Raw genomic sequence first — 23793 nt, forward strand, 5'->3', positions numbered from 1 at the left:
CTTACCATCACGACCACGTTCAATACCGCAACGCCAAATAGGGCAATAAAGCCGACGCCTGCGGATATTGAGAATGGCATCCCTCGCATCGCCAATGCGATCACACCGCCAACGATGGCGAATGGAATTCCGGTGTAGATAAACGCCTGTTTTATCAGACTAAACGTCGTATAGAGAGCAAAATGAAGGTCGAGAAAAAGCGCAATCGGAACAACGATCAAAAGCTAGCTGACGCCCGCTGCAGATTTTCAGAATGTTTCCGCCCCATTTCCAGATAGTATCCCGGCGGAAGCTGAACGTCCGTTTCGATCTTGGCTTGGGCTTCCGCAACAAACGAACCGATGTCACGACCGCGAACGTTTAGCTCAACACCGATCCGGCGGCGCGTATCCTCGCGTTATTTGAGCGGCACCTTCGCGCAGAAACTTATCTCGGCGACTTGCGATAGCGGAACGCGGGAACCATTCGATGCAGTCAATTGCCAAATTGCGGATCGAATCGACGGTCGCCCCTGATTCTTCATTCAAACGAACGACAAAGATTGAACCGCTGTTCGCCTTCATAGACTTGACCGGCCTCTTTACCCGGCTGAGCTTTACAGATTCAACAAGATCGTTCACGTCCTCTACGTTCAAACCATAACGAGACGATAGCCGCACGGTCGGGTTTGATCAGGAAGCTGCAACAGGCGAAGTCGCCCCCTCGGCACCCATCCTCCCCGCTCCTGAGACCGTTTGAAACAGACCTTGCGATCTCATCCGCCTTATCTTTTTAAGACATCGAGATCGTCACCGCTAAATTTTGATGGCAACATCGCTTCGGACTCCTGAGATCGGTTCCGCAACACACGCAACTCGGTCTGCGAAAAAAGCTGATAATGGCCGAAGGCTGCTGTTCCGATGCCCCCTCGGACATCTTTTTCGATCAAAACAGTCTTGTCTTTCGTCGTTTTCCACTCGCTCTTTGGCTTGAGGCCGATATACAAATCGGAGAAATCGACCCCGCTCATAGGATCGGTGGCAACCTCGGCACGTCCGGTCTTTGAGATAACCGTCTTTACTTCGGGAAATTCCATCAATACTTTCTCAGCCTCGGTCGTCGTTCCTTTATTGATTGTTCGAGGAAACACCGGCAATTGCTGAACCTGAACCGCAAGGTCGCCTTCGTCAAGTCGCGGTATAAACTCTGAACCTAAAGGGAAAGATCGGCGCCGGAAATGACGACCAAAACAATCGCTATCGCTATCGCCGGCTTGCGGGCGATATTTCGCCATGGAATTGTACCCGCCGGTTTGTAGATCTGCTTTGCCCAACGGATCAAAAGCTTTCCTTCTCCGAAACATTACCTCGCAAGTATCAATGTAAGCATCGCCGGAAAAGGGTCAAGTGACAGAGAAACGGGCCTAAGAAGCAAAGATCACCGTCAAAGCCATCGGCACGAACATCTTGCCCTCGATACCGCGAAGACTGAGGATAGGCAGATAAACTATCGCGATGATCGCAACGGCAAAAACGACAGGCCGTGCGACTTCGAGACACGCTTCGAGAATTGTGCGTTCACGGCGGTTCACGAGATCCTTCATGTCTGCGCCTCCGCCCGGCGACGGGCGACGTTCTCGGACCATTACCACCGCCCCGTCAACGATCAACCCAAAATCCAGTGCACCCAGACTCATCAGGTTTCCTGATACGTTGAAAATTCTCATCAGAATCGCGGCAAATAACATCGACAGCGGAATGATGTCGCAACCAACAATGCTCCACGCCAGTTTCCCCAGTAGCACCAGCAAAACCAAGATCCCCAGAATTGCCGCACCTTCCAGTAGATTCTTTCCCACCCGTCGCGATCGCCCTTTGACTAAGAGAAGTCCGGTCGTAGAATGGCTCGATGGTTACGCCCTTCGGCAGAGTTTTGCTGATCTCATCGATCTTCGCCTGGACGCGTTCGGCAACGCTGCGGAATTTTCGCCTTTCAGCATAATCGCTATACCCGGAAACGATCTCGCCTTCTCCGTTGGCAGTGAAGCTGCACCCTGTCGGATACTTTGGCCCTCGACAACTTCGCCGAGATCGCGGACAAATATCGGAACACCTTCCTTGCCGGCTTGACCACGATGTTGGTAATGTCGTCCATCTTTTCGACAAGACCAACGCCTCGCAACAAATACTGTTCCGCACCTTTTCGAATATAACCGCCGCCGACCGTGCCGTTATTTGCGGTTACCGCCTCGTGAACATCATGGCGTCAATCCGTAGGATTGCAGCTTTCGGGCGATAGACGCACCTCATACTTTTGCCGTAGCCGCCGTGCGAATTGACTTCGGTCACACCCGGAACGCCCATCAACTGTCGGCGAATATTCCAGTCGTGGATCGTCCTGAGGTCGGTCGCCGTGTAATTGCTTCCCGGTTCGGGCGGACTTCGTATTGGTAGATCTCTCCCAAGCCTGTTGCTATCGGCCCCATCTCCGGCGAGCCGATGCCCGGTGGAATGTTTTCGCGGGCGGTTGCCATGCGTTCGAGAATTAGCTGACGAGCGAAATAAATGTCGGTCGATTCTTCGAAAACGATAGTGACGTTCGAGATTCCGAACTTCGAAACCGAGCGTATTTCTTCGACTCCCGGAATTCCCGACATCGCAACCTCGATGGGAAGGTGATCTGCCGTTCGATCTCAAGCGGCGCGAGGCTCGGGCGTTGGTCAATACCTGGACCTGAAACATTCGTCACATCAGGCACGGCATCGATTGGTAAATTTATAAGGCTATAGCGCGCCCGCCGCCATGATCGCAACGAGCAAAAGAACGATCAGCTTTTGAGCAATGGAAAATCTTATTAATGCGTTGATCATATTTTTAGTGATCGTCCCCCATTGCACCTTTTTCAAGCTGTGTCTTTAAGGTGAAGCTGCCTTTCGTCACAACCTTTTCGCCAAGCTTTAATCCTTCAATGACTTTCGTGTAGCCGTTGATGTCTGCCCCGGCCTCGATTTCGCGCACTTCATAAGCGCCCGGCTCGTCGTCGCGGAACAAAGACGACGGTTTTGTCACCCGTCCGCTGGACTGCGGATGATGGCACAACCAACTCTTCGCCGCTCTCCGCATTCGTTCCCGGCATAGAAACCCACCTCCGCGAACATTCCTGCCCGAAGCTTTCCGTTCGAATTTGGAACCTCAAGCCGACACGTCCAGTTCGGGTCGTTTCATCCAATTGCGGGTCAATGTAGGAAACGCGACCGCTGACCGTTCCGATAGCGGGCGACGTAATTTCTGCGACCGAACCGACACGAAGCCTTGCCATACTTGTTTCCGGCACATTTGCGATCACGTAAACCGTTCCCAGATTCGAGATCGAAAAAATTGGAGTCGCCGCCTCTATACCCGCTCCAGCGTTAAACTTTCTTTCTGTGACAACACCAGAAAGCGGCGATCTCAGAGAAACAAGCGACGTGTCGCTACGATGATCGTCCGGCTTGCCCGACTCGACAGGAACACCAAACGCCCGCATTCGTCCTCGATATGCCGCAGATCGACCTGGGCCGTTTCGACCTCGGCTCTCGCTTCCTGCAATTCTTTGTTGAGAGCGATATTGGACTGAAAATCAAGTCCGCCTTCGCAGTTTTGTAAACTGTTTCTGCTGCGATCAAATCTTTTCCAGCACCCGCCCCGAGTTCGATAAGTCGCCTCGTTCGCTTCAACGTAGCTTCGGCCTCATCGAGCTTAGCTTTTGCCTGTAGTACAGCTACGCGGTTCTCAGATTTTTGCACACGCGTCAGATTTCGCTGAACTAGCTCATATTTAGTTTTAGCCTCGTGCATTTTGCCGTGCATCTGCGAGTTGCGGACTCGAAATAACGGCAAGCACGGCTCCCTTTTGCACATTGTCACCAACACCGTAGAAAACTCTCTCGATTCTTCCGCCAACTAATGCCGTCGCCATCTCGGTCGTCTCAGGATTCAATTCGACCGCACCCGTAACCATTAATCGGGCAATTGCCGGTCGTTGAGTGACGGTTTCCGTGACGATACCGGCGGACTCGATCATCTCAGGATCGAGCTTTACTTCTTTGCCTTCCTCGTCCTCAGAATTTCCCGGTTCTTCCTTATGTTCCTCGGCGGTAGCTTTATCTCCGCTTGCGGAGTTTTTGTTAACGATCCACGCAATTCCAATTATCGCGATAAGACCGACGACCGCCGCCGTGATGATCCACGCCCTGGCTGATTTAGCTGTACCGGGCCGCGTAGACTCGACTTTGAGATCTGCCGAATCCAGATTGTTCTCAAGACGTTCAAGCTCTGCTTCGTCGTTTCTTTCGTACTCGTTTGGTTCTGCGATATTCTTGTTTGACATAACTTCTTCAGATTTACAGTGTGATTCCTAGTGCAATAAAAAGATCGGCCTGCGCCCGATAGCGTTCCGTCAGAGTCTCGGTCAGATCACGGTTGGCATCCAACAATCTGCGCTGTTCCGCAATTAGATCGGTAATCTTGAGTTCTCCCAGTTCATAAACTCTTCTAATGGTTTCAATGTTTTGACGCGAGCGCGGCAGCACGGCGGTTTCGAGGGTCATTAGGGATCGGTTGGCCGCTTCGATCCGTTGAAATGCAACAGTAATCTCGTTCTTAATAAACTGCTCGGCAAACGCACGGCGTTCCTGAGCCTGGCGTATCGTGATCGCCGCTTCCGCCTTTGCTCCCTGATTCTTGTTGAATAGCGGCAGCGCAATTGCAACACCAAAGGTTAGCGATCGATCGCGATCCTGCGGAAATGGGCCGGTCGGTAGATCGATGGATGAACGTCCCTGAGTGTAACGGGTATAAGCAGTTAGATCCGGCCTGCTCTGAGAATTGATCAGCCGCAGACCGGCGCTTGCAAGCTGCTCGTCTAGCTCTGCAAGCCGAATCTCCGGCCGGTTGCGCAAACCGACGGCAATACCTGTGTCGATGGAGGGTGGAAGTGACGGGAGAGTCGCCGTTGATATATCTTCGCGAAGTTTGAAAGGCGCTTGCGGCTCGACTCCGGCGTAGAATCTCAATCGTGTCAGTGCGGCCTGCAGCCGTCCCTCAACTAACTGCCGGCGGGCCCGCAGCCGCTCAACCTCGGTTTTGCAGAAGGCTAAGTTCGAGCGGCGGTGTCTCGCCTTCGTTTACGCGGATCTGCACAAACTCGACGGTCCGCACGTCAAGACTTAGCAGTTCCTCTGACACCTGTAGCTCACGCAATGCCGCGAGGGCTTCGGTGTAAGACACAAATATCTGACTCGCCAGAGTTCGCTGCCGGGCAGTGATTTCAGCCTCTCGCAAGGTGATTTCGGCATTTGCCACATCAATGCGCCGCTGCCGTCGCCCGAATAGTTCGAGTGGAACCGCGATCCCGGCGCTGAACTGGCTGTCACCGGGCGACCCGGCCAGACGGCCGGAACTTTGTTCAACCTCAAGCGTCGGATTTGGCCGCAGCCCAGCCTGGGTCAGGCGAGCCCTGGCTTTATCGACTTCGAGACGGGCGATCTTTATGTCGCCGTTTGTTTCAAACGCAAGTCTGATAATCTCAGCCAGCGACATACCGTCCGTCTGACTATAATAATTTGGCACCAACAGAATCGTGAAAGCGTTGGTTCTGATGGGAATGTCGCCCGTCGAGGGAGTTGAATCTCTTCCAACTATTGCTACCTGCGACTGACCAAAACTAGTACTTGTTAAGATGGCAACTGCCAAAAGTAACGCGCCAACGGCACGTCTACCAAAAAGAACATACATAAACCTGATCCTTAATTAGAAACTGGAAAATCTCGCTTGTCTCCCGGCAATAAGCTAGGATAAAAAGCGCAGTCGTTTCGATTGAAAGAATTAGGCTGTTCTAGGCGGACGGAAGAGTTGAGTTAGGCTTGAATTGGAATACCGTCCTACGTAAGTATCGGACTATGAAAACTCTAATTTGTTTGTAGGCTTGGCGGATGGAATTGCGAAATATCCCGCGATGACATGCGAACAGCAGCAAAAGCAGGTATCGTCGTCGCAATCCTGAGTCGGGTCGTTTCCTTGTCGGGATTCCCCGTCTGACTGCAGACGAGTTTGAATGGATTTAGTAGCGGAGCGACTGTCAGGATCGCGGGCAGTTTTTGTAAAATGATGAGCGGGTGGAATGCCGACGGCCTCGTTTCCACAATAGGCTTGAAGAACGCTAACATCCGCTACCGCATAAAGCACAAACAAAAAAGCAACAAGGCTTGTGAGCTTGTTCCTTAATCTTATTTGAGACTTTGAGCGATTCACGACCATAGAGAATTCTTAATCATACAATCCTCACCACGCAATGTCAAAAATTAGTCCCGAATGAGACGAAGACAAACTTAATTTTCTTTACTGGAGGCAAAAGTCAATCTAAGGACAGTTCCCGTTACGCCACCCTCGACAGTTTAATGCCGCACCGTGCTGTGTGGCAATTTTGTGCGCTATCGAAAGCTCAAGTCCCACTCCCTTCTCTTTTGTCGTTGCCGTCATGCCTCAAGAGTGACGTGAGTATGATCTCTCTTTCAGGTGCAAGACGCGAACCGCGGAGTGCATAGATAAAGCTTTCTACACTCAAAGCTAAACTCCGTGTTTCCTAAGGATATTTCTACTCTGCCAAATTAAAAACTCACCTTGATTCCGGTTTGAACGAGACGCGGACCTGAGGGCAGCAATCCACGCGTACGGTCAACGATGTATATCCGGTCGAGCAAGTTCTTACCCGTAACGAAAAATGTCGTCCTCCATTTCTCGACACGATAGTTTGCCGTCGCGTTCCAATAAGTTTGGCTTGGTATCGCTCCAAGCTGGCCATTCGAGTTCGGGTTAACCGCGTTCAAATCGTCGCCGAACTGGCGCCCGATGTAAACGTTTTCCAGAAAAGCGTCGAAACCGCGGGGATGCGAATAGCCGATGCTTGTCGTCATAAGGACACGCGGTGCATACGGAAGGCGATTCTCAGTAATCGAACAACTGGTGGCCGAGACCCGCCTGGTTGTCGGGCAGTACATTAAGTGTTGCCGAACTGGTGATAGAGCTTAGCGCATGCCACGGAACTCCGCCGTCGGCAAAAAGGTATAGGCGGTGCGCAGGTAAAGATTATGGGGCTGCGAAAAAGAGAGCCGGAATCGATCTGCCCCGTAAATTCAAACCCCTGCTGTAGTGTGGCTCCGCCGTTTGTAAAGGCCGCCCCGCCAGCTATCGAAGCCGCCACAATCTGATTCTGATAATCGTTGCGGAAAAATGCGGCCGAAAATTCGGTTCCTCTGAGTGGTCGAGTTCGCACTCCGACCTCATAGTTCCAACTCAATTCTGAATCAAGCTCGATCACGCCGCCAGAATTTGTTACGACGTCCTCTACTCTGGGAGGGGAAAACCCTCGATGAACGCCGGCATAAAGCGTAGTATTCTTTACACCCGAGTAAGCGATGCCAAAACCCGGAATGATCTCGGTCACGGTTGTTTCACCGGTCGCCCCCGCTCCGTTGTTAGCGAGACGATTCGTTCGGCTAAAAAAGACGCGCTCAAAACGTACGCCCGGCGTCAATGCGAGGTTCTTCCATGTAAAGCGATGTTGAATAAATCCGGAGTGAGCGAAAGCTTTACGCTCGTTGTTTTCAGCAATAGTGCCGTCGCGATGTTGGAAGGTCGCCATTTCGCTGGATCCGTTCCTGATCTTCGCCATGAATTCGAAAACCGACGACAAGTTCATTCGCAACTGATCCGAAATTGAAGTTTGTGGTCAGCCGCGTCTCGACGCCCTGAGTAAGATAATCGCGAAGCCTTCCTTCGTTGCCGCAGGTGGTGTTCAATGCAGCCAGGCTGAGGCAGTCGGGATCGACATTCAAACGATTAGGACGCTGACTGGAATTGGACGACTGACGCCACCAGTCGCGTGAAAAATAGTTTGAGTAAAAGCTAGTCGTCAGATTGATTTTAGAGGTCAGAACCGCGGCGTGCTGCAGCGAGAAACCGGACCTGCGGCCATAAAAGAAATCGTTCTTAAATACGTTGCCGCGGGGGTCTGCGGCGAATTCCGCCTCGGTTGCACCTGTGTAGGTTAGATTCGAATCCTCACGAAAGAAAGTAAATTTTCCAGTCAGGGCGTTGCGAGCGTTTAACTGCAAAACCGATTTGTTCGAAAAATCATATAACTTAAAACTTGTGCTCTCTCTCGACCCGTTACCCTGCTTATGATTGAAATTAAAAATCGCCAAGTTTGCCAAACGTGCCGCCAAAACCTGCTCCGCCGTTGAAAAAACTTCTATTGCCGCCTTCTAGTTTGAAATTAAAAGTCGGTTTATCGGGCGGATTTGGCGTCAAATAGTTGATTAGGCCCGCAATCGTTTGTGGGCCATAAGCAATCTGACCCGATCCCTTTAGGACCTCGATCGATTCGTATCTCTCCACCGGAGGATGGTAGTAAGACGCATTATCTCCGTAGGGCGCATAAGACAATGGAAGTCCATCTTCAAGCAGCAACACCTTGGTTGAGCGCGTCGGATTGGTGCCGCGAATGCCGATGTTGGGTCGCAAACCAAACCCCTCCTCATCCCTAACATTCACACCGGATACTTTCCTAAGCACTTCGGAGAAATTGAACGCGGCTGTTTTCCAGTGTTTGCCTATCGATCCGTTCGATAGAACCCGGAATTTCCGAAAGGCTTTCCGGGGTTCCAGCGAGATAGCTTGACGTAACGGAAACGTCCACTGCAATGCCCTCCGGGTGTTATGGTAAAGACGACTAGCTGCGTCGACGGGATCGTCATTTCACTGCGTAGTGTCGCAAAACCTATGGCACCGATCGTGACGTCATACTTACCATCTGACATATTTGTAAGCGAGTACCGGCCTTCGCCGTCTGTTACGGCTTTTGCAACCAACCGGACATCCTGATGCCGAACGGTCAGCGTTGCTCCCGCAACTACGTCGCCGTTACTATCAACAATTCGCCCCTCCACGCCGTTACGCCCCTGTGAATAACCGATTACGGCAAAAATGGAAAAGGCTAAACTAAAAGCAACGGATCTCACAGCAATATTCTTCATAAAAACACCAGTTAGATTACGAGCCACTAAAAACAAGAAATCTTATTGAAATCGATTTTCAATTTCATAATAGTAAAAGTACAAGACCCTGTCGGCAGTGTCAAACGACATATTGCAGTGGCAAATGAAGGCGACGTTAGCTTGTTACTGATTGATGATTTGAGGCTGACACGACAGGTCTGCCTGGTTCTCCATTTGCGGGATTTATTTAACTGACCCGTACGTTGGGTAGAAGTTGTACCACCACGTCCAATCCACTATTAATAATTACGACGTGGTTTGGGGCGACTCTAGTCCAACTCGTGCGATCATCGGTCAATCTCTCGGAAGCGATGATGATTCCGCTTTGTACACTGTCGGATTCAACTATTTCAAACTTCCCTTCACGGTACCTGTATTTTCCGCGGTTTGAAAAGTAGAGTGAAATCGGCTCAATTTGCGGATTGGAGACATAACGCACTGTTACAAGGCTCTCACCATCAGTGACCGCAAAATTATAAACTGAAGGCTTTTTGATTCCAGCTTCATACGCCCATTCCTCAAGTTGGCGAATGGTTTTCACCAATCCGCTCGCCAAATCCACTGCTCCTAGTTTTTCCGTGTGTCGGCCCAGAAGGTTTAAGAAAACAGCAAAAGCGTGCTCGGAATCCGTGGTGCCTTCAATCGTCTGATAAATCTCGTCAGTCAACGAGTGTCGCAGGCGGCGCTTTATAGAACTAAAGCCTTCGATCGTACCGTTGTGCATCCACATAAATCGCCCTTGACGGAATGGATGACAATTACTTTCGGAGACAACCATTCCGGGCGATGCGGAGCGAACGTGAGCGAAAAACAGGGCGATCGGATATGCTCGACCAAATTCAACAGGTTCCGGTTGTTCCAGGCTGGAGTTATGCTGGTAAAAACACAAGCCTCGTTGGAAATCGCTGGTGAGTACCAACCGACGCCAAACCCGTCGCCATTTAGGGGCTCGCTCCGTTCTTTGGACTTATAACTTTGACGAATGAGTGAGTTAGCTGGATTTGAAATCAGGTCAGCGAGCAAAATTTCGCTTCCCAAATAACCGAGAAATCTACACATCGCGATTGTCTCCTACGTCTAGCGGCTAAACGGATTCTACATAATCAAGCGGGCGACGCGTGAATTCTTCCATACACCCTTCCGAACAAAAAAGTAGTCTTTGCCATCATAATTCAACGAATAGCTGGCGGCTTCTTCGTCAATCTCCATTTTACAAACCAAGTCTATAATCATCATGTTCTCCATAAATGTGCGGCAAAGCAGGCCGTACTCTGACAACTCGTATCCGACGTTAATGATGCGTCGGGTCCTTTTTTAGTATTTCAGCACGGAGCAGGAAGCTGCCGTCTGTGACGATCTTGTCGCCGACATTCAGCCCTTCGAGAACGACAAACCTACCGTTGTTTTCTTTGCCGAGACGCACCGGCTTTATATTAAAGACATTTGGTTTGTCGGTGGCGACGAAAACAACCTGTTTGTCGTTCATATTTTGGACGGCAGACGACGGGATCATCGGCATTGTGCGTTCGGCCATCCCACCCGCGCCAAAGGCGACGTTTACGTACATTCCGATCTTCAAGACTTGTCCCGGATTGTCGAGTTCGACTCTGACTTGTGCGGTGCGTGTTTCGGGGCTGATATTTGGGTCGATGTAGGTTACGTGACCGCGAAAGAGCCTGTCAGGATAGGCGCCGGTTGTAACGCTTGCTCCGCTTCCATCACGAACTGATGAAAGGTCCTTTTCAAAGACCTGAGCGATAACCCAAACGCTTGCGAGATTTGTAACACGCATCAATTCCTTGTTTGCCTCGACAACTTCACCCGCGTTTACGTCTCGCTTTGTGATCGTGCCTGATATAGGCGCCATCAATGCGATCTCCGACGTTATTTGCGATGGGGAGCGGAGCGAATTTACTTTTTGCGGTGACAAACCTAGCAACAAGAGTCTTTGCTTGGCGGTCGCAAGGTCGGATTCGGCCGTTTGGCGTTTGACGGCGGCCTGCTCAAATTCGTTTCGGCTGACAGGATTGATCTCGGCGACCTTGACGGCACGGTCAAATCTTTTTTTCGCTTCTTCAACGTCCGCCTCCGACGCTCGTACTTTTGTCGTGGCCTGCTCAAATTCCTCGCGGCTGACAGCCCCTATTTCAAGTAACTTAAGCGTACGGTCATGTCTCTTACGGTTTTCTTCCAGCTCAGCCTGAACGGTTTTAACCGCGACAACATTTGGTCAACGTCTGTATTGCTCACGGGGCTGATCTTAACGAGTTTTGCCGTCCGGTCGTAGTTTTGCCGTGCGGCCTGAGCGTCGGTTTGCAAGGCCAGATAGCGATTGAGACGCTGCAAGTTCATCGCTGAAGATAACGGCAAGCGTTTGGCCTTTGCCAACATACTGGCCTAGTTCGCCACTAACGGATCGCAGTACCCCACCGAGAAGTGAGATCACCGGCGTTTCTTTGTAGGCATTTGACTGGACGACGCCGGTCGAGGCCACATCCATTGCTTCACTCGATAACGTTTCGCCAACCGTTTCGATCTTCAAGCCGATCTTTTCAACCTGATCGGGCAGAATGGTGACAGTTTGTTCGGCCGTAGTTTCTGTTGTTTGTCCGGTGCTGTTGTCGTCGAATGTGACCGTCCGTGGAGCCGGGACGGCATTTCCACCCTCACGCGAGCCCAAATACCAAAAAAGTAACACTCCCGCTAGGACAACGCCGATGACCGATAATGCGATATACAGCGGCTTTCGATTCGGTGTTGGCTTCGAGTTTTCGCCCATTTCTGTTTCTTTATTGAACTCTTCGTTATTCTCTTCGGTCATTTCTTTTTCAACTCCGGTGCATTGGTCGCCCGCATGATCTCAATGTTTGCTATGTATGTTTCGAGTCCGGCATCGATCAATTCGTTCTCGACATCGAGAAAACGCCGTTGCTCGGCAATGTAGTCAAGCAAACTTCTCGAACCAAGTTCGTAGGTTTGCCAAATTACCTGCAAATTAGAATTTGCCTGATCGCGAACGCCGTTTTGAAAGATCGACAATGACCGCGCCGCACGGTTATATCGAGCGAAGGCCACGGCAACTTCGCGCCGGATAGTAAGTTCGCCAAACTCAATTCGCCTCTGAGCCGCTTCTCGCTCGAATTTGGCGGCTTCGACCGCGCCTTGATTTCGGTTGAGCAGCGGAAGATCGATTTCAACCCCAAAGGTGAAAAAGTGAAATACATCCTGAATGGGCCGCAAAAGGCCGCGATCATCAAAACCGCTGAGCATAAAGCCGGTGTTCATGCGCTGGTAACCCGCCTTGACGCTTGCGTCGATCCGACCTTCAGACTTTGCCTTTTCGATTTGTGCGACAGCCAGTTGGTCCATTGTCCTTGCACCTTGCAGATCGGGACGCTCACGCAAAGCGTAATCGGTTGATCCGGAGACTGAAGGCGGCGTTGCGATTAGGTTATTGAAATCGCCGCGAAGACGCAGCGGTTCTTCCGGCTTCATCCCAATCATATTGCGAAGCTCGAACATTGCCGTCTCGGCCTTTCCTTCTGCGGTTTCGCGGATCGATTGCAGCCGATTCACCTCGACAAGAAAAATATTCTGTTCGAGCGGTGCGATCTTTCCTTCAGTAACTCTAGCCGCAACAAGCTCAAAACCCTGCTTTGCCGCTGCCAAGGTCTTTTCGGTAACCTCCAACTTTTTGATCGCCGCCAGAGCTTCACCGAATTTGAGTCTCACTTCTGACGCAAGCAGACGTTCCTGATTCTCAAGCGCAAACTCGCGAATTTCTAACTCTCGTTGTGCGACGGCAACTCGGGCTGCTCGACGTCCGCCAAGCTCAAGCGGCAGCATGGCCTCGGCCATTTGATTATTATCAGCGGCGCCAATCTGCTTTGCTCCGCTGGCGGTCAGCTTTGGATTCGCTCGCAAACCCGCTTGTTTGACCAATGCCCTCGCTGCGTCGACCTCCTTGCGCAAAGCTTGTATTTCGCCATTGTTTTCGAGCGCGAAGGCCACGGCTGCGTCAGCCGTCATTCCGCCTTGCGGATTCAAATATAGGAGCGAAACCGGCTGGTCGCTCTGGACTGTCTGAGCCGTCGCCGCCAGCGCAAATATAAACCCGAACGCGAATAATTTAACAACGGACTTGAGAGCAAGCGTCCTAGCGTGCCACGAGCTCGAACACGTAAAAAACTTGTTGGCGTCTCGCGATGGCACCGCAAGCGGGACGCTTGCGGTCCAGTCGGTCGTCAAGAGACTGCCTGTAATCTTACAAATTTTCATTTCGTTTCAATTCGCGTACCCTAAGCCAATAAAAAATGACCGGCGTTACGATCAGCACGTGCAGGAGGCTCGAGACCATGCCGCCAAAAACCGGTGTTGCCAGCGGCCTCATTACTTCTGACCCCGCGCCGGAGCTCCACATGATCGGCAAGAGCCCGACAACAATGGTCATTACGGTCATGACTTTGGGACGAAGACGAAGAAGAGCACCTTCGGTGACTGCTTCGAGCAAAGATTCCCTATCAAGCTGGCCGACTTCGTCCGCTTTACGTTTAACCGCCTCTTCTAGATAAACGACCATCACAATCGTGGTCTGCACAGCCGCTCCAAAAAGAGCGATAAAGCCAACCCACACAGCGACCGAAAAGTTGTACTGCAACATCCAGAGCAGGTAAAAGCCGCCGGTCAAGGCAAACGGCACGGCAAGCAGAATATGGGCCGCTTCGAGAAAGGAGTGATATGTAATATAGAGCGTGGCAAAGATGATAAGCAGGACGATCGGGACCACGATCAACAGCCGCTGGCGGGCGCGTTCCTGGTTTTCGTATTGGCCGCTCCATGTGATGTAGTAACCCGCGGGCATCTCAACTTTGTCGCGAATAGCATCCTTAGCTTCCTCCACGAAACTTCCGATATCGCGGCCGCGAATGTTGAGCAGAACCGTACCGCGAAGCAGGCCGTTCTCGCTTTGAATCATCGATGGCCCTTCGAGGCTGCGAATATCGGCAAGCTGCGAAAGCGGGATCGACCCTCCAGCTGGAGAGGTTATCGGAATCTGGCCGATCGCTGTTGGTGATGAGCGAAACTCGGTTGCGTAGCGAACTCGGATGGGAAACCGTCGTCGTCCTTCGATCGTCACGGTCAGATTCGTTTCGCCGATTCCTTTTTCGATCACGTCCTGAATTGTTCCGACGTCAATTCCATACCGGGCCGCCGCCGTGCGGTCAATATCAATATCGACGTACGGCGCTCCGCCGATCCTCTCGGGATAAACGTCCGCTGCGCCGGGCACATCTTTTACCACCGTCGCAATTTGCCTCGCGGTTTCTTCCAAAGTATCGAGGTTGTTGCCGAAGATCTTGATGCCGACCTGCGAGCGGATACCGGTGGCAAGCATTTCGATGCGATTGATGATCGGCTGCGTCCAGATGTTTGTAACGCCCGGCAGCCGTGTAGCTTCGTCCATTTCGGCAATCAGTTTCTCCCGCGTCATCCCATCACGCCACTGATCTTCGGGCTTCAAATGAACGATGGTTTCGTTCATGTTTATCGGCGAGGGATCGGTTGAAGTTTCGGCGCGGCCGGCCTTTCCGACCGCCCATTCAACCTCGGGAAAGCCTTTCAGGATCTCGTCTTGTTTGCTCAGAATTCTGGTTGCCTCGTCCAGTGAAATTGCGGGATCGGTCACGGGCATGTACATCAGGTCGCCTTCATTCAGGGGCGGCATAAACTCGCTGCCGATCTGAGTCGCGACAAACATCGCGCCCGAGAAGAACGCCAGAGCGAGCAAAACCGTCGCGAGCCTATTCCGAAGCGCTTTTGTCAGCAGTGGCTTGTACACTCGACGCAAAAAGCGCATGATCGGATTCCACTCTTCGGGACGCAACTTCCCGCCGAGCAGATAGCCGCACAGAACAGGGATGAGCGTGACCGCGATTATCGCCGCCGCCATCATCGCGAAAGTTTTCGTGAACGCCAGCGGATGAAAAAGCTTTCCTTCTTGTCCCGTTAATGCAAAGACAGGGATAAAGGCGATAACAATGATCGCTATCGATGCGACGATCGGGCGCCCGACCATCTTCGTCGCTTCAAGCACTATCTCCCAAACACGCTTTCTGTCGGAAAAGCTCACTCCCTCTTTCTCAATCGCCCGATACGCATTTTCAGTCACAACAATTCCAGCATCTACGAGGTCTGAAACCGCGATCGCGATACCGGCGAGCGACATGATGTTTGACGTGATCCCAAAGATATACATCAGGAGGAACGCGGCAAGCGCGGCAAGCAAAAGAGGTATCGTAACTATCAGCGTCGAACGAAAATGAGCAAGGAAGATCAGATTTACAAGTGTTACGAGGATGAACTCCTCGGTCAAGGCCCATGTGAGAGTATTGGCAGTGCGGTTGATCAGATCGGTGCGGTCATAAAATGGAACCAGCCGAACGCCCGGAGGGAGACCGGGTTTGATCTCCTCGATCTTCTTCTTGACGTTCTCGATCGCTTCGAGCGCGCTGATGCCGTAGCGCATGATGACGACGCCCCCGACCGCTTCCTTGCCGTTTTTATCAAGCGAGCCTGTCCGAAAGGCGTTGCCGAGTTTGACTTCGCCGAGGTTTCGGACATAGATCGGAGTTCCGTTCTGAGAGCCGACGACGATATTTTCGACATCCGCGACCGATTCAACCAGCCCTATACCGCGGACAATGGCCCATTCGCCGCCCTGTTCGACGACGTTTCCGCCGACATTGTTATTCGACCGTTCAACCGCTTCGACCACGGTGGATAACGGCATGTTGTAAGCGGAGCTTATTCGGGTCTATGTCCACCTGATACTGCTGGACAAAGCCGCCGACCGTCGCGACCTCCGCGATCCCCGGCGTTGAATTAAGCTGATAGCGTACGAACCAGTCTTGCAGCGTGCGCAGATCGCGGAGGCTCATCTCGTCCGATTCGAGCGTGTACCAAAATACCTGGCCAAGACCGGTCGCGTCCGGGCCGAGCGTTGGCACTACGCCCTGAGGCAATTGTTTCGTGACGAGATTTAAGCGCTCCAGCACTCGTGTCCGGGCCCAATAAAGATCGACATTATCCTCAAAGATAATATTGACCATCGAGAAGCTGAAGGCGGAACTAGCCCTGACGGTCCGAACTCCCGGCAGCCCCTGAAGACTCGTCACAAGCGGATAAGTAACCTGGTCCTCGACCTCTCGCGGGGAACGGCCCGCCCAGTCGGTAAAAACTATGACCTGGTTGTCCGAAAGGTCAGGGATGGCATCAATCGGGGTCTTTACAAGTGCGTAATAGCCCGCTAACGCCAATGCGACATAGATCGCGATGACGATTACTCGGTTCTTAAGCGACCATTCGATAAGCCAGTTAATCATACTAATACCACCCTCGTTCTAATATTTTCGGCGGACATTTAACCGAGCCATTAGAACAAAAAATGCAAATCGCCCTGCTTCGCCTCTACTCATTGCGCCGTTACGGGAATCGATGTCTTTCCTTTTCCCGCCGGACCTTCGTAAGTGATCTGCATCTCCCATCCGCCGGTCATCTCGATCTTGACTTTGCCGCGATAAACGCCGGGCGTGCCAGTTGTGGTCAAAGCCGCTGCGTTGTTCATCGCCCCCATCGAACCCATCGCGGGCATGTAGAAATTGAGCGAAGCCGCTCCCACATCAACCGCTTTGCCAGAAGCATCCGTAAAAGCAAGCATTAGTTCCTGCTCGCCGTTTTTGACTTTGCCCGTCTCACTTGACACGGAAACCGTCAAATTGTTAATCGAACCGCTTTTGATAACTTTTCCCTGCACCGGATTTTCGGCGGTTGGCTGCGTCCCGGAACTGCAGGCCGCGACGAAGGCAATCACGCCTACGAGGGTCAAAACACTACTGAATAGAACAGTCTTTCTCATTTTGTAGTCTCCTGTGTTGGAAATATCCTGACAGTCCCGACGTCCATAAAACAGTGCGCGGGGACACATTGAAATAGCCGCAAAGGCGTATTACACCCAAAAAAGGGCGCACTTCACCATCGAACTATATTAGGAACGAATTATGTTGGAGGTATTTGGGCTGGAAAGTGCGCGTCAACGTCTTGCGCAAATACTGAGGCGATACAGACGGCGCGGCTTTTGCATTTGGGAACAAAGCTGCGATCTGATCGGCAATCGATTTGTAGATCGTCACGTTCGAAGGAGTGAAATTAAATGAGCCGCCGGACGAGGTCGGCGCCGAATTTGAGCAGTTTGTCGCGCAGCAAAGGCGAGAAGCCTCGGCTGAGGGGGATCTGTCCATGCTTTTGGCCTTATCGCAGCATTTCATCATCTTGCCGCTCGGTGAATGGAGCGGTGTCCCCGACACGACGCCACCGACGACGGTGAAAAGCACGAAAATAATTAAGACCCGAGTGAACATTGAATACAGTATACTCCAATTTTTTTGGATAAATCAGTGATTTACGTCACAAAGTGAAAATAACAAGATGTTGGTCACAACCACTATTTGTATTGAACGAACTTAGCATTGGAACTAAGCGCGAAGTTTTACACACATCTTAAAGTTTTTTCAGGACTCCGACGAAGCATGCGGTAGTGCTGGCCCCCCAGTCTAAACGGTGCGCCCACGATATCAGCGTGGCACAAGTTTTGTAAGAAAATACGTGGTTGGCACTTTTTATGCGAAATTCGTGAATTTTGACAAGCCAGTACTAAGAAAGAGGATCTATGAAAACGGAACATCATGAGTCAACAGGCAGCAACTTTAGTCCGGGAATATTAGTGATAATCCTTTTTGGTCTTGGAGCAGCCGCATACTTATTCTTTTTTCAAAGAACTTGGGATTCAAGCAACGTATTGCTGATCTTGCTTTTGCTGGCGTGCCCATTAATGCATTTGTTTATGCACCGAGGGCATGGCGGGCACTAAGGTCCGATGTTTCTACTGTTAGGAGGACAAAATCATGATGTATGGAGATTATGGGTTCTTGGGAATGCACATGTTGTGGTGGGTCTTTTGGATACTGATCTTGTTCCTGATGTTCGGCTGGTTTGAACCCGTGCCAAAGAAAAGACTCAGGAGAGATTCACCGTTCGACATACTACAAAAGAGATTTGCTTCGGGTGAGATCACAAACGAGGAATATCAAGAGAAAAAGAGGATTTTGGAAAGCGGCGCAACGACAAACGCAGCGTAGCCGACACAGATACTCTTAAGAGCGCAAGAGCGGGGAAACACTTATGTTTTTCTACAAAGAACGACTACTTTTCGGAATGCATCTCGAGCTGGTAGGTGTTTTGCGGGATTCAGACGTTCACGCTATGTGGATGATTTGAGTAGGTGCCGAAATTGGCATTGGGGGAGGAGAGAAAATGGGAAGACTATCTTTGTTCTCATATGTTTGGAAGTGTGTGGCAGGCATGGAAATCGTTTATTTCCTCTGCATATTTGGGGCGTTCGTACTCGAACGAACTGCAAAAGGTACGGAGCTGCATCATACGTTCTTTGAGACTTTACCGGGATTTACCTGGCTCAGTGTCGGCAGCGTAATACTCGGTGCGGTTTATATGTTCGTTTTTGCAGTTATTTTCGGCAGCTATATGGTTTGGATGCATAACTCCAGTATCAAGGAGTAGTAGAATCCGACGTGTTGAGGTGAAATTGATGAAAGATATACTGATTTTTAAATTCATATTTATCGTTGCGGTATTAGGATTATTCATACTTCCTGTTTTTTCACAAAGCGAAAAGACCATCGGGGTCGATAGTGACGGAGAATTTCACTTTGATTCACCAACAAGATTTGGGGGCAAGACAATTGGAAAAGGGATGTATAGGATCTATCAGGTGTCCATTAACGGTGAACATTTCATCATTATTCGAAAAGTCGCGATGAAAGGGTACAAGAGTATGGCTCCATTGAAGGTTGGTGACGAAGTAGCAAGGTCGAAGTGTGTCGAGGAGGCCGTCGATAATGAAATAAGGAAAACAAAGATTTTGGTGCGTCGAAATGCGGCGAACGAACGGGTCGCGATGGAAGTCTGGTTTCGCGGCGAAAGGGTCAAGCATATTGTGCCTGGTTCCTAAGACAGTCAAGAAAAATCCCGGCGAGATTACATCAGTAGGTAATACTAGACTAGTGGTCTAAACAAAAAAATGAAACTATCAAAAATAATACATTTCCTTAATGTCCTTGTGGGGTTTGCAGGTGTTGCAACTGCAATCGCCGGAGTTGTGGCGGGAAATAGCCTTTTGATTGGCATTACGCGAGAACACTTTCTCCTATGTTCAGGCGTACTTATGCTCATCGCGATCTGGCTCTCGGTGAACACTGTCCATCACGTCATGCTTGAGAATAAGGGCGAGATCGTCTAGGACTTCATAGGAGAGTACCCGTGTGAGCAAAAGTGCCCCCGGTCGTGGAAGCCCAACGAATTGGTATGTCGTTACCGGAGGCCCAAGCTCCGGCAAAACAACGACGGTTAATTTACTGGCTACGCGTGGATACAAAACCACTATCGAACATGCCCGGCATTATCTTGACACCCAACGCGCCGGTGGCAAGACTGTAAAGGAGGTTAGAGACAACCAGACGAGGTTTCAACTCGGCGTTCTCGATATGCAGATCGAACAGGAAGCGGACCTTTCACCGGATGAAGTAGTTTTTCTTGACAGAGCGATTCCCGATGCGTTGGCGTACTGCCGCTTTCTGAACCTTCCCCCGGATAAAAAGCTAATCAATGCAATACACACGGCGTCGTATAAAAAGATATTTATTCTCGATAAACTACCTTTGGTCAAGGACTACGCACGAACTGAGGATGCGGCGGCGCAGAAAAGGATCCACGAGTTGATTACCGATGTTTATGAGTCGTTGCCGTTTCCGGTTATCCACGTTCCGATACTGCCGCCGGAAGAACGTGTTGACTATATCCTTAAAAGACTTAAGTGAAAGTAACAAGAAGAAAATGTCATAGAGGCGGTTCGTTCGGGTTTCAGATTTCGAAACCGCATCACATAAAACGCATCGCGATATAGCTTTTGCCACGGAACCGGACGCAAGCCGCTATAGGATGATCGCGTCTGACGAACCCTCGATAACCGAAACAACCCCAAAACCCAAGAGAGCAATACTTCCAGCAATGATCCCATCTCCAACGGCAATGACCCCTTCGAGCGAATTCCAGCCGATTGTTAGATAGGCTAGCAAAAGACCTCGACGCTCGACGTCAATTCGCGGATCGTTCACACTTTTGCTTTTAACGGCGCATTCATAGATTGGTCTTCTTGATTTCGGCGTTGTTCGTACATTGCTAACAAAAACAAGGCAGCTCTAAATTCAAACGTTTGGGTATTTTGGGTATAGGTCCAGATCTGCCATCAAGTGCTTGCCGCTGGGTCAAGAGGAATAGTCAGTGAAAAAGTGGTTAGATGAGTAGTACATTTTGCCGTTAAGTGCCCGCCATGTTGAGTAGCGATTTTATGGGCAATTGAAAGGCCGAGTCCTACCCCTTTATCCTTTGTCGTGTAGAACGGGTCGAAGATCTTTGAGAGATTTGATGGGTCAATGCCGGAACCCGAATCGGTGACCTCGACAACAAAATTATTGTCTTCCTGAAAAGTTCTAAACGTAATGGTCTGTTCTGCTCCGTTTGACTGGGACATGGCTTGCAGAGCGTTGATCGCAAGATTTAGTACAACCTGCTTTATCTGCTCCGCATCGACAAGAATCAGCGGAATATTATTCTGCAAATCTCTAATGACTGCAACTGACTGTGACGCAGCCTGGTTCCCGATCAAACCTGTGATTGAGTCCACGATTTCGTTAAGATCAGTTGGCGTTTTAGACGGTGCGTTGGGTCGTGCGAATCGTAAAAACTCACCTACCAGCCGATCTAACCTATCTATTTCACCTTTTGCAAGACCAACGAACTCACGCCGAGGACTGTCAACCATTAGCTCGTCCTCTAATATTTCGATGGCTCCTTTTATCGACGCGAGCGGGTTTCGGACCTCATGAACGATGCCGGCCGAAAGTTCTCCAAGCGACGCCAGTTTCTCTGCTTGGAGCAGCTGTTGAAAGGTTGTTTGCAGCTCGTCGTAGGCTTTTCTCTTTTCCTCCGCATTTCTTTCAGCCCGTTCCCTGGATTTTCGGAGTCGGTCGCCCAGAGCTCCCATTATTCCGCCAACGAGATTGAAGATAACTATCTCGGCATATTGATTTATAGAATAATCGAAGTGCCCATGCTGCCAGTGTAAATAAATATGCGGGGAGTAAATGATGGTTGTAAAAAGAGATGCCGCGAGCCCGCCTCTAAGACCAAATATCAAAGCGGCAGCTATGATCGGTACGTAGTAGATCCGCTGATATATCTCGTGCCAAACGATCTGATCGGTAGGCGTGAGAAAGTGAAGGACCGTAATTAGGATAATCACCACTGCAATGACGATCCATACATACAGGCGGTTTCGAGAGGAGATGATATTGAAGGTCTGCGTATCCATCTAGTCGTCCGAAATGCTGGAACCCGACTCGTCTAAATCGTACTTCTGAATCCGATATATAAGTGCGCTTCGAGTAATACCTAAATATTTTGATGTTTGTGACTGATTTCCGCCATGCCTGAGAAGCGAGCTACGTATGATTTCCCGTTCTAAGGCTTCTAGATTTATCGGCTCGGACGGGAGTTCAAACCACAATTCCCCTTTTGTCGACGATGGGTTTTTCACGGTTTCGGGGACGTCGGTGAGAGTCAAAGTATCGCCATCGGAAAGGACCACCATTCTTTCTACCAGATTCTCCAGTTCGCGAACGTTGCCCATCCACGGATAATCAAAAAACACCTTGAACACCTCGCGGGCTATCTTTGGCGGTCTCATACCATGTTTCGAAGCGGATCGGATGACAAAATGTTCGGTCAGGACCGGCAGATCCTCACGGCGTTCACGCAGCGGTGGAATCGTGATGGGAACGACCGCTAGCCGGTAGTAAAGATCCTCGCGGAAGGCGTTTTCTTTTATAAGTTCAGGCAGGTTCTCGTTGCTGGCGGCAATTATTCGAGCATCTACCTTACGCGGGATGTTCTCGCCAAGCCGTGTCACTTCCTGCTCCTGTAAAACCCTCAATAGCCGTGTTTGAGACTGGAGAGGCATGGCACTTATCTCATCAAGGAATAAGGTGCCGCCGTTAGCTTCCTCAAATTTACCCGTCGATTCGTGGGCCGCACCGGTGAACGCTCCTTTCTTATATCCAAATAGCTCCGCTTCGATTAATGTTTCTGGTATGGCGGCGCAGTTGATAGCAACAAAGGGATTGTTTTTGCGCGTGCCGGAAAAGTGTATTCCTTTCGCGATCAATTCCTTCCCGGTTCCCGTTTCGCCTTCGATCAAAACTGTGACGTTTGTTTTGGACACCCTCTCAACCAGGTCAAAAACCTGAAGCATCTTCTCAGATGTTCCGATAACGTTCTCGATTCGAAAGTCTTCGTGAATCTGCCGTCTCAGCCTTCTATTTTCCGCTAGGGCATGGCCGTATTTTAGAGCTTTCTCGACTGTAAGCAGGATCTCCTGTCGATTAAAGGGCTTGGTAATAAAATCAAAAGCCCCACCGCGCATCGCTTCTACCGCCGTATCGACATCTCCAAAAGCTGTAATAACAATGATCGGTATTTCGCTGTTGATCGCCGTTGCTTGGCTGACAAGCTGCGACCCCGTCATCTTCGGCATTCGCCAATCCGTGATGACGCAGTCAAAATCTTCTGCTGAATACGATTTTAAGGCTTCCCTGCCGTCACCCTCGCTCACGACAGAATGCCCGGCCTCGGAAAGCTGGAATTCAAGGACGCGGCGCAAGGAATCATCATCATCGACGAGCAAGATTTTGGCGTTCGCTTCTTTCATTTTTAGATCATTTCATCTCAAAAGTAAGCGTTGTCCATTTTGATTCGTAATTTAGGTTTGGATCGGCGAGTTTGCTCATGTTGATAAACTTGACATACCACTTCCCTGATCCGTCGAGTTTCAACTTCACAATGCCCTTCGCGTCGCTTCTGAGTTCTGGTGACGTTTTGATCTTTCCGCTTTCCTCGCGACCGGCGAGAACGACTTGATCCGCGAGTGGCTTCCCGTCCTTCAGGCACAGGACTTCCATCGTGTCACCCTTTTTAAGATTGTAAGGATTCTGCTGCGGGACGAGTTCTACCGGATAGCCCAGAACGGTCTTGTAATCATCCGTTTGCTTTTTGCCGACTTGCAAGATCGCTTTGACGTGCTTTGCGTAACGCTCCTTGGCGTCCTTTTCGAGTTCGCCGGTCTTGCGGCGTTCTTCCAAGGTATCGGGCAGGCCGTCCTCTTTAAGATATTCGTTAAAATCCGCCGCTTTTAGTGCGATCTCGCGCGATTTCGTTGAAAGCCCGACGACATAGGTCCCCGCCGCGCCGGTTGTCAGGTTCAGAAAGGCGGTCGTTTCGTCTTTGGAAAGATCGGCCTCCACCGGATGCACACGATTTCCACTCGACACGACGCTCACGTCGTTTAGCCGGGCGAATGTAACCGCTCCCTCGCTCGCAAGAAATGTCCCGTTCATTACCTTGACAGTAAATTTCGAGTTAGGCTTTAGGAAATAGCTGTCCGTTTTGAGAAACAGATCGTGCGCCACGATCGACGCGACCAATGACAGCGATAAAATAAATGCAAAGATAGTGTGTTTTTTCATTTCGATTTCC

31 protein-coding genes and 2 pseudogenes are annotated in these 23793 nt (G+C 50.6%); 8 read left to right on the forward strand and 25 right to left on the reverse strand.

Features of this window, described 5'->3' with window-relative positions:
* The 3 genes and pseudogenes from IPG22_16755 to IPG22_16765 form a co-directional block, all read right to left on the reverse strand.
* Positions 1–376, reverse strand: a pseudogene (locus IPG22_16755) (efflux RND transporter permease subunit).
* Positions 377–763: 387 nt separating this feature from the next.
* Entirely contained in the window at positions 764–1342 is a 579-nt protein-coding gene (locus tag IPG22_16760; protein ID MBK6589938.1) for an efflux RND transporter permease subunit, read from the reverse strand.
* A 60-nt stretch (positions 1343–1402) separates the two neighbouring features.
* Positions 1403–1837, reverse strand: a complete 435-nt coding sequence (locus IPG22_16765; GenBank protein ID MBK6589939.1) for an efflux RND transporter permease subunit — start codon at positions 1835–1837, stop codon at positions 1403–1405.
* Between the two features lie 16 nt (positions 1838–1853).
* Here IPG22_16765 and IPG22_16770 point away from each other — a divergent pair, with 16 nt between their 5' ends.
* Positions 1854–2108: a hypothetical protein gene (locus IPG22_16770; protein MBK6589940.1), complete on the forward strand. Its 255-nt coding sequence runs from the start codon at positions 1854–1856 to the stop codon at positions 2106–2108.
* Between the two features lie 233 nt (positions 2109–2341).
* On the opposite strand, the gene IPG22_16775 is transcribed toward IPG22_16770, so the two are convergent.
* From IPG22_16775 to IPG22_16860, 18 genes and pseudogenes are all read right to left on the reverse strand, one after another.
* Positions 2342–2635 carry an efflux RND transporter permease subunit gene (locus IPG22_16775; protein ID MBK6589941.1) on the reverse strand — a complete coding sequence of 98 codons (294 nt, stop codon included), beginning with the start codon at positions 2633–2635 and terminating at the stop codon, positions 2342–2344.
* A 217-nt stretch (positions 2636–2852) separates the two neighbouring features.
* A complete protein-coding gene (locus tag IPG22_16780) occupies positions 2853–2996 on the reverse strand; it encodes a hypothetical protein (GenBank protein ID MBK6589942.1) in 144 nt (47 codons plus the stop codon).
* Between the two features lies 1 nt (position 2997).
* A complete protein-coding gene (locus IPG22_16785) occupies positions 2998–3567 on the reverse strand; it encodes an efflux RND transporter periplasmic adaptor subunit (GenBank protein ID MBK6589943.1) in 570 nt (189 codons plus the stop codon).
* Positions 3568–3800: 233 nt separating this feature from the next.
* Positions 3801–4346, reverse strand: a complete 546-nt coding sequence (locus tag IPG22_16790) for an efflux RND transporter periplasmic adaptor subunit (protein MBK6589944.1) — start codon at positions 4344–4346, stop codon at positions 3801–3803.
* Positions 4347–4359: 13 nt separating this feature from the next.
* Positions 4360–5031: a TolC family protein gene (locus IPG22_16795; GenBank protein MBK6589945.1), complete on the reverse strand. Its 672-nt coding sequence runs from the start codon at positions 5029–5031 to the stop codon at positions 4360–4362.
* Between the two features lie 58 nt (positions 5032–5089).
* Entirely contained in the window at positions 5090–5752 is a 663-nt protein-coding gene (locus IPG22_16800) for a TolC family protein (GenBank protein MBK6589946.1), read from the reverse strand.
* 173 nt (positions 5753–5925) lie between these two features.
* Complete coding sequence (locus tag IPG22_16805; protein ID MBK6589947.1) at positions 5926–6183, reverse strand: hypothetical protein; 258 nt, start codon at positions 6181–6183, stop codon at positions 5926–5928.
* 441 nt (positions 6184–6624) lie between these two features.
* Complete coding sequence (locus IPG22_16810) at positions 6625–7014, reverse strand: TonB-dependent receptor (protein ID MBK6589948.1); 390 nt, start codon at positions 7012–7014, stop codon at positions 6625–6627.
* Positions 7014–7715 (reverse strand): TonB-dependent receptor, encoded by a 702-nt coding sequence (locus IPG22_16815; GenBank protein MBK6589949.1) that lies wholly within the window; start codon positions 7713–7715, stop codon positions 7014–7016. Before IPG22_16815 ends, IPG22_16810 begins: the two co-directional genes overlap by 1 nt.
* The gene (locus IPG22_16820) at positions 7621–8130 is read right to left on the reverse strand and encodes a hypothetical protein (GenBank protein ID MBK6589950.1); all 510 of its coding nucleotides are present in this window, start codon (positions 8128–8130) and stop codon (positions 7621–7623) included. Before IPG22_16820 ends, IPG22_16815 begins: the two co-directional genes overlap by 95 nt.
* 76 nt (positions 8131–8206) lie before the next feature.
* Positions 8207–8590, reverse strand: a complete 384-nt coding sequence (locus tag IPG22_16825) for a TonB-dependent receptor plug domain-containing protein (GenBank protein ID MBK6589951.1) — start codon at positions 8588–8590, stop codon at positions 8207–8209.
* 38 nt (positions 8591–8628) lie between these two features.
* The gene (locus IPG22_16830) at positions 8629–9051 is read right to left on the reverse strand and encodes a carboxypeptidase regulatory-like domain-containing protein (GenBank protein MBK6589952.1); all 423 of its coding nucleotides are present in this window, start codon (positions 9049–9051) and stop codon (positions 8629–8631) included.
* Between the two features lie 208 nt (positions 9052–9259).
* The gene (locus IPG22_16835; protein ID MBK6589953.1) at positions 9260–9991 is read right to left on the reverse strand and encodes a class II glutamine amidotransferase; all 732 of its coding nucleotides are present in this window, start codon (positions 9989–9991) and stop codon (positions 9260–9262) included.
* A gap of 372 nt (positions 9992–10363) precedes the next feature.
* Positions 10364–11266: an efflux RND transporter periplasmic adaptor subunit gene (locus IPG22_16840; GenBank protein ID MBK6589954.1), complete on the reverse strand. Its 903-nt coding sequence runs from the start codon at positions 11264–11266 to the stop codon at positions 10364–10366.
* A 66-nt stretch (positions 11267–11332) separates the two neighbouring features.
* A complete protein-coding gene (locus IPG22_16845; GenBank protein MBK6589955.1) occupies positions 11333–11893 on the reverse strand; it encodes a hypothetical protein in 561 nt (186 codons plus the stop codon).
* On the reverse strand, positions 11890–13350 hold the full coding sequence (locus IPG22_16850) for a TolC family protein (protein ID MBK6589956.1): 1461 nt from the start codon (positions 13348–13350) through the stop codon (positions 11890–11892). The genes IPG22_16845 and IPG22_16850 overlap by 4 nt, the downstream gene beginning before the upstream one ends.
* A pseudogene (locus IPG22_16855) lies at positions 13337–16454 on the reverse strand (efflux RND transporter permease subunit). Before IPG22_16855 ends, IPG22_16850 begins: the two are co-directional and overlap by 14 nt.
* Before the next feature lie 89 nt (positions 16455–16543).
* A complete protein-coding gene (locus IPG22_16860) occupies positions 16544–16987 on the reverse strand; it encodes a FixH family protein (GenBank protein ID MBK6589957.1) in 444 nt (147 codons plus the stop codon).
* 284 nt (positions 16988–17271) lie between these two features.
* On the opposite strand from IPG22_16860, the gene IPG22_16865 reads away from it, so the two are divergent.
* The 7 genes from IPG22_16865 to IPG22_16895 all read left to right on the forward strand — a co-directional run bounded on the left by IPG22_16865 (position 17272) and on the right by IPG22_16895 (position 20021).
* Positions 17272–17529 (forward strand): hypothetical protein, encoded by a 258-nt coding sequence (locus tag IPG22_16865; GenBank protein ID MBK6589958.1) that lies wholly within the window; start codon positions 17272–17274, stop codon positions 17527–17529.
* 268 nt (positions 17530–17797) lie between these two features.
* Positions 17798–17998 (forward strand): DUF2933 domain-containing protein, encoded by a 201-nt coding sequence (locus IPG22_16870; protein ID MBK6589959.1) that lies wholly within the window; start codon positions 17798–17800, stop codon positions 17996–17998.
* Between the two features lie 34 nt (positions 17999–18032).
* Positions 18033–18266 (forward strand): SHOCT domain-containing protein, encoded by a 234-nt coding sequence (locus IPG22_16875; GenBank protein ID MBK6589960.1) that lies wholly within the window; start codon positions 18033–18035, stop codon positions 18264–18266.
* A gap of 175 nt (positions 18267–18441) precedes the next feature.
* Positions 18442–18705: a hypothetical protein gene (locus IPG22_16880; GenBank protein ID MBK6589961.1), complete on the forward strand. Its 264-nt coding sequence runs from the start codon at positions 18442–18444 to the stop codon at positions 18703–18705.
* A 28-nt stretch (positions 18706–18733) separates the two neighbouring features.
* Complete coding sequence (locus tag IPG22_16885; GenBank protein MBK6589962.1) at positions 18734–19156, forward strand: hypothetical protein; 423 nt, start codon at positions 18734–18736, stop codon at positions 19154–19156.
* A gap of 69 nt (positions 19157–19225) precedes the next feature.
* A complete protein-coding gene (locus tag IPG22_16890; GenBank protein ID MBK6589963.1) occupies positions 19226–19444 on the forward strand; it encodes a hypothetical protein in 219 nt (72 codons plus the stop codon).
* Positions 19445–19466: 22 nt separating this feature from the next.
* Complete coding sequence (locus IPG22_16895; GenBank protein ID MBK6589964.1) at positions 19467–20021, forward strand: ATP-binding protein; 555 nt, start codon at positions 19467–19469, stop codon at positions 20019–20021.
* A 114-nt stretch (positions 20022–20135) separates the two neighbouring features.
* Here IPG22_16895 and IPG22_16900 read toward each other — a convergent pair whose 3' ends face one another.
* From IPG22_16900 to IPG22_16915, 4 genes are all read right to left on the reverse strand, one after another.
* Positions 20136–20318: a hypothetical protein gene (locus IPG22_16900; protein ID MBK6589965.1), complete on the reverse strand. Its 183-nt coding sequence runs from the start codon at positions 20316–20318 to the stop codon at positions 20136–20138.
* Positions 20319–20449: 131 nt separating this feature from the next.
* A complete protein-coding gene (locus IPG22_16905; protein MBK6589966.1) occupies positions 20450–21574 on the reverse strand; it encodes a GHKL domain-containing protein in 1125 nt (374 codons plus the stop codon).
* Positions 21575–22969 carry a sigma-54-dependent Fis family transcriptional regulator gene (locus IPG22_16910; protein ID MBK6589967.1) on the reverse strand — a complete coding sequence of 465 codons (1395 nt, stop codon included), beginning with the start codon at positions 22967–22969 and terminating at the stop codon, positions 21575–21577.
* 7 nt (positions 22970–22976) lie between these two features.
* Positions 22977–23783 carry a DUF4198 domain-containing protein gene (locus tag IPG22_16915; GenBank protein ID MBK6589968.1) on the reverse strand — a complete coding sequence of 269 codons (807 nt, stop codon included), beginning with the start codon at positions 23781–23783 and terminating at the stop codon, positions 22977–22979.
* Positions 23784–23793: the final 10 nt, after the last annotated feature.

The sequence above is a fragment of the Acidobacteriota bacterium genome (assembly GCA_016703965.1).
GTDB lineage: Bacteria > Acidobacteriota > Blastocatellia > Pyrinomonadales > Pyrinomonadaceae > OLB17.